Here is a 4531-nt window from a genome sequence, read left to right as displayed (position 1 = left end):
AATTGGTCCACCAATTTGATGCATGGCATTTGTCAAGCCACTAGCCGAACCTGCCAAGTCATCAGGAGCGTGATAGATACCTGCTGCCGTCACAGGTGCCATGACCATTGCTTGACCAATACCAATCACCATCATTGGCAAGGCAACAGCTTGCACATAACCCAACTCTAATGGTGATAGGCTAGCCCATAAAAGACCAAGTGACAAAGCGATCTCTCCAATGAGTAAAATACGATTATTACCAAATCGCTTAGTCAGTTTGGGGAGCAGAAGAGAGGTAAGGAAGGTTGTGATTGTCAAGGGCAGAAAGGCAAAACCAGACCCCAAGGCAGAAAAACCGTACTCAGCCTGTAATACCTGTGGCAATAGGAACCAATAGGGCAACATAGCCATCATGAATAGAGCTCTGACAAGATAGGCACCAAAACGAACTTTATTTTTGAATAAGTCTAGTGGCATAATAGGTAGTTTTTGTCCTTTTTCATAGAAATAAAAGCCAATCAAGATAAGAAAACCAGCGATAACAAAGGCAAGGGGGTAAATCTCACCGTCCAAACCATAGATCAGACTCGCTAAACCTGCAACTGACAATAAACTCCCCAAGTAATCTATTTTCTCTTGGTGTCCAGCCTTAGCAACTACATGGCGATGAGTCAGATACATCAAGAGAAAGGTCAAAGGGACATTGATTAGAAAGCCTGCTCGCCAGGATACAAAACTGGTTAGGCCACCACCAATCAAGAGGCCAACACTTGATCCAATTCCAGCCGTCGCACCATAGTAGGAAATAGCTTTTGTTCGCATCTCACCCGTATAAGTATCCATCATTAAGGCAAGGGTTGTTGGCGCGATAATAGAACTTCCAATTCCTTGAATAGCACGTGCCAAAATCATCATAGATGCATTTTGGGCAAGGCCAATCACCAAGGAACTCAGTCCAAATATAGCTAGACCAATTTGAAAAATTCGCTTACGACCCAACAAATCAGACAAGCGACCAGATAGGAGCAAAAAGCCACCGAAGGTAAGCGTATAGGCATTTGACACCCAAGCTAGACTGGTATCTGTTAGGTTTAAACTCTCCCCAATCTGAACAGAGCTGGTAAAGATAATGGAATTATCCATTAAGATCAAAAAATAAGCTAATAGGGTAATGGGTAGGATAATCCCAAATGATTCTTTTTTCATATATTCACTCTTTCTTTTCATATTCTCACACTTTCTTAGTAGAAAACTGGTTTCGCTAAAACTTCACTTCCTGGCTCCACGATTCCAACGCTCACACCCAAGTCACGACTTGGGTCTTGCAATAAGTCCATGATATATTGGGCAACTGCTTGGCGGGTGACTTGAGCACCTTTATAGGGTTCTCCTTGCGGAATCAACTTGAAGGAGCGATTGCCTTCCTGATTATAGAGCCAAGTCATCCGAAGGTAGGTATAATCCAAACCTGACTCATCCACTAACTTAGCACCGATAACTCGATTATTTGTTGGAGAATAAGCACCAATAATTACTAATCTCATTGTTTTTCTCCAATTTCTATTTGTTGATTTGTTTTTCCCAGAAGGAAATGGCGTTATCGATCCAACCTTCTGCTACTGTGTCTTTTCCAATGCCAAATCCATGCCTCAGACCTTTATAGACTTGAAACTGGCTGTCAATCCCAAGCTTTTTCAAGTTCTTCAGTCGATTTTCCATCACTTGCCAATTGGCAATCCAGTCATTAATACCACAATTGGCATAGGTCGGTGCATCATCTCTAGAAACAGATGAATAACCAGTATATTGACTAACAACCATGCTGGCTGGCTCTATGGATGTCCTTGTTAAACGTTGTAATTCGCTTTTGTTACCTAAGCGAATAGCCATCCTAGCTCCAGCAGAACCACCCCAAAGCGAATACTGGTCAGGGTCTATCTTCAATTCACTGGAGTGATTAAAAAGATAATCTAGGGCCTGTGCTAGATCTTCATAGGCCTTCTTGGGGCGATAGATCAGAGCAAAGGCATTGTAGCCTCTTTGGCTTAAGGCCAAGGCTTGTGGGAAACTGTCGTGCAAGGCAGCAACATAATGAAAACCGCCGCCTGCATTGATAAGGGCAAATTTCTCATATTCCTTCCCTTTGAAGTAAAATAGCCCTGTTTCTCTCTTACTTGGATCCTTCACCATCTCGTCCTCATCATAAATGGGGAAGAAGATTTGTTCATTTTTTTGAGCACGCTCGAGTAAGTTGTTCAAAACCTCTAAACTGGTCTTTGTTTTCAGGTTTGAATACCAGATAAAATGATTTGAATCAGTCACATCTTGGACAGTCTCCTCAGGATGAAAGGCCAGCTGAAGCGGAAATAATAAGTGTCCAAATCCTCTAAAACTAGGATGTTGGGTAATTTCTCTAATTTTTGTATCTTTTGTAAATACCATAATTCCTCCTTTAGACATGAGTCTTCTCACTCCCTAAACACAGGTTCAACCCTTTTACAACGGCTAAATTTTTATGGTCAATAATCTCACTGTAACCAATGTCCAGCTGTTTGATTTGGTCTAAGTCTTCTTGGTCCAATTCAAAATCCCAAAGGGCTACATTTTCTGCCAAATGTACGGGATTTGTTGATTTGGGGATGACGCTATTGCCCATCTGCACACTCCACTTTAAAGCGATTTGAGCAATGGATTTCTGATGTTTTTTCGCGATATTTTCTAATACTGGATGCTGAAAGATATTTTTCATCCCTTCACAAAGCGGGCCCCAAGCCTGAACCTGAATCCCGTAATCCTTCATCAGTTTCCTTAGGGATGATTGATGAAAGAAAGGATGAAGCTCAATTTGATTTACTGCTGGAACAATTTTTGTATTTAAAATAAAATCAAGCAAGCGATCTTCAGAGAAATTCGATACGCCAATAGCCTTAATTTTCCCTTGAGTATAAAGCTCCTCTAAGGCACGCCAAGATCCATAAACATCCCCCATCGGTTGATGAATCAAATACAGGTCAATGTAATCTGTTCCCAAGCGATTTAGGCTTGTTTCAAACTCCTTCATTGTTGCCTCATAGCCATCAGAATGAATCCAGACCTTGCTGGAAATAAAAAAATTCTCTCGAGCAATTCCTGAACCCTTAATAGCCTGCCCTAAATCTGCTTCATTACTATAGATACTAGCCGTATCAAATAAGCGATACCCAGCCTCAATCGCCTGTTTGATGTAGGTTTGAGTCTCATCACCTTTCAGCTGAAACAGCCCCATCCCAACCTGTGGCATTTCTATTCCATTATTTAATCTAATCTTATTCATACAGCTACCTCCACTTGATGTCTCTATTTTACAAGTGCTTTAAAAAATAGTACAATAGCAATTAGTTAGACTACTATTTATAAAGTGAATAGTGACAAAGGAGAAGATATGATCAATTTACAGCACCTAGAACAATTGATTACGGTCGCTAAAGAAGGGACACTATCACGCGCAGCTGAGGTTTTATTGATTTCACAGCCGTCTTTGACCCGTAATATGCGTCAGTTAGAAGACGACTTAGGCGTCCAGCTTTTCCAACGAAGCAAAAACAAACTTTCCTTAACGGAAACTGGTAAATATACTGTTCAACAAGCAGAAGATTTGCTCAACCATGAGCAGCAATTTTTGAAAAATATCCAACGTTTTTCTCTCCAAACCACGATTTTATTTGGCGGCATCTCAGCTCCTGGTGTAGAATGGGAAGTGAGGAGTCGTTTGGCAGAGCAGGACTTAGGACAAGAAGTCCATGTCGAGTTACACGATAATGACTCCCTACTAGAAGGCCTACTTAGTCAGAAATTCCAGTTTATCGTGACAGACTTTCCAATTGAGCATGACGATGTGCTGACAACTGGATTCTTCAAAGAACAACTTTATATTTCCGTTCCACCTGCCCATCCCTATGCCATGCGTGAGGAAATTGCATTGGAAGATTTGGCAAACCTAACCATGCTCTTGCGGTCCGGTTTGGGGATTTGGCAACCACTTGTGGATCAGCTAACACAAACCAAATTTATTGTCCAGACAGATTGGGAAGCCTTTGACGAACTGATCTCTGCTTCTGCTTTGCCAAGCTTTTCAACCAATATCTCTCAGGCCTCCTCAGACAATCCAACCCAACGTGTGCATGTCCCAATCGTAGATAAGGAAGCCACAAAAACCTTTTACATCTCAACTTTGAAAAAGAATAAAAGTATATTAATGCAATTCACTTGATAGTACAGAAAAAAAGTATGGTTCCCTCGAAAGAACCATACTTTTCTTTATTTGATAAGGATTACTGCCTAATTGCTCTAGGTAAAACGATGACCAAGAACGTAAACAGCACTGCCCACATCATGGCAGAAGGGAAGACCGTTAAGGTCAAGACTAAACCTATTAGCTTTAGTGCAATATCAACTAGACCTTCCTTATCTAAAATGTTAAAACGGCTTGCTCCAACAGCATCGGGATTTAGTTTATGCAATTCGTGATACATCCAGACGTTACAAGCTGTTACCAGAAGAACAATGACCC

At 41.2% G+C, this 4531-nt stretch carries 5 protein-coding genes and 1 pseudogene; 1 reads left to right on the top strand and 5 read right to left on the bottom strand.

Annotation, left to right across the window (positions count from 1 at the left end):
* The 4 genes from SPADD19_RS02205 to SPADD19_RS02190 form a co-directional block, all read right to left on the bottom strand.
* Nucleotides 1-1188: MFS transporter (locus tag SPADD19_RS02205; RefSeq protein WP_061455085.1), on the bottom strand; the 1188-nt coding region annotated here is incomplete at its 3' end.
* A gap of 35 nt (nucleotides 1189-1223) precedes the next feature.
* Nucleotides 1224-1526 carry an NAD(P)H-binding protein gene (locus tag SPADD19_RS02200; protein ID WP_061455084.1) on the bottom strand — a complete coding sequence of 101 codons (303 nt, stop codon included), beginning with the start codon at nucleotides 1524-1526 and terminating at the stop codon, nucleotides 1224-1226.
* Between the two features lie 16 nt (nucleotides 1527-1542).
* Nucleotides 1543-2424 (bottom strand): alpha/beta hydrolase, encoded by an 882-nt coding sequence (locus SPADD19_RS02195; RefSeq protein WP_061455083.1) that lies wholly within the window; start codon nucleotides 2422-2424, stop codon nucleotides 1543-1545.
* A gap of 10 nt (nucleotides 2425-2434) precedes the next feature.
* Nucleotides 2435-3295: an aldo/keto reductase gene (locus SPADD19_RS02190; protein ID WP_061455082.1), complete on the bottom strand. Its 861-nt coding sequence runs from the start codon at nucleotides 3293-3295 to the stop codon at nucleotides 2435-2437.
* 108 nt (nucleotides 3296-3403) lie between these two features.
* On the opposite strand from SPADD19_RS02190, the gene SPADD19_RS02185 reads away from it, so the two are divergent.
* Nucleotides 3404-4231, top strand: coding sequence for a LysR family transcriptional regulator (locus SPADD19_RS02185; protein WP_061455081.1), 828 nt, complete (start codon nucleotides 3404-3406; stop codon nucleotides 4229-4231).
* A 61-nt stretch (nucleotides 4232-4292) separates the two neighbouring features.
* On the opposite strand, the pseudogene SPADD19_RS12415 reads toward SPADD19_RS02185, so the two are convergent.
* Nucleotides 4293-4531 (bottom strand): annotated as a pseudogene (locus SPADD19_RS12415) (TMEM175 family protein); the annotation flags it as partial.

It is taken from the genome of Streptococcus parasanguinis (genome assembly GCF_001578955.1).
GTDB lineage: Bacteria > Bacillota > Bacilli > Lactobacillales > Streptococcaceae > Streptococcus > Streptococcus parasanguinis_U.
Note: the sequence above shows the minus strand (reverse complement) of the source record. Positions and strands in the feature narration are given on the sequence as shown.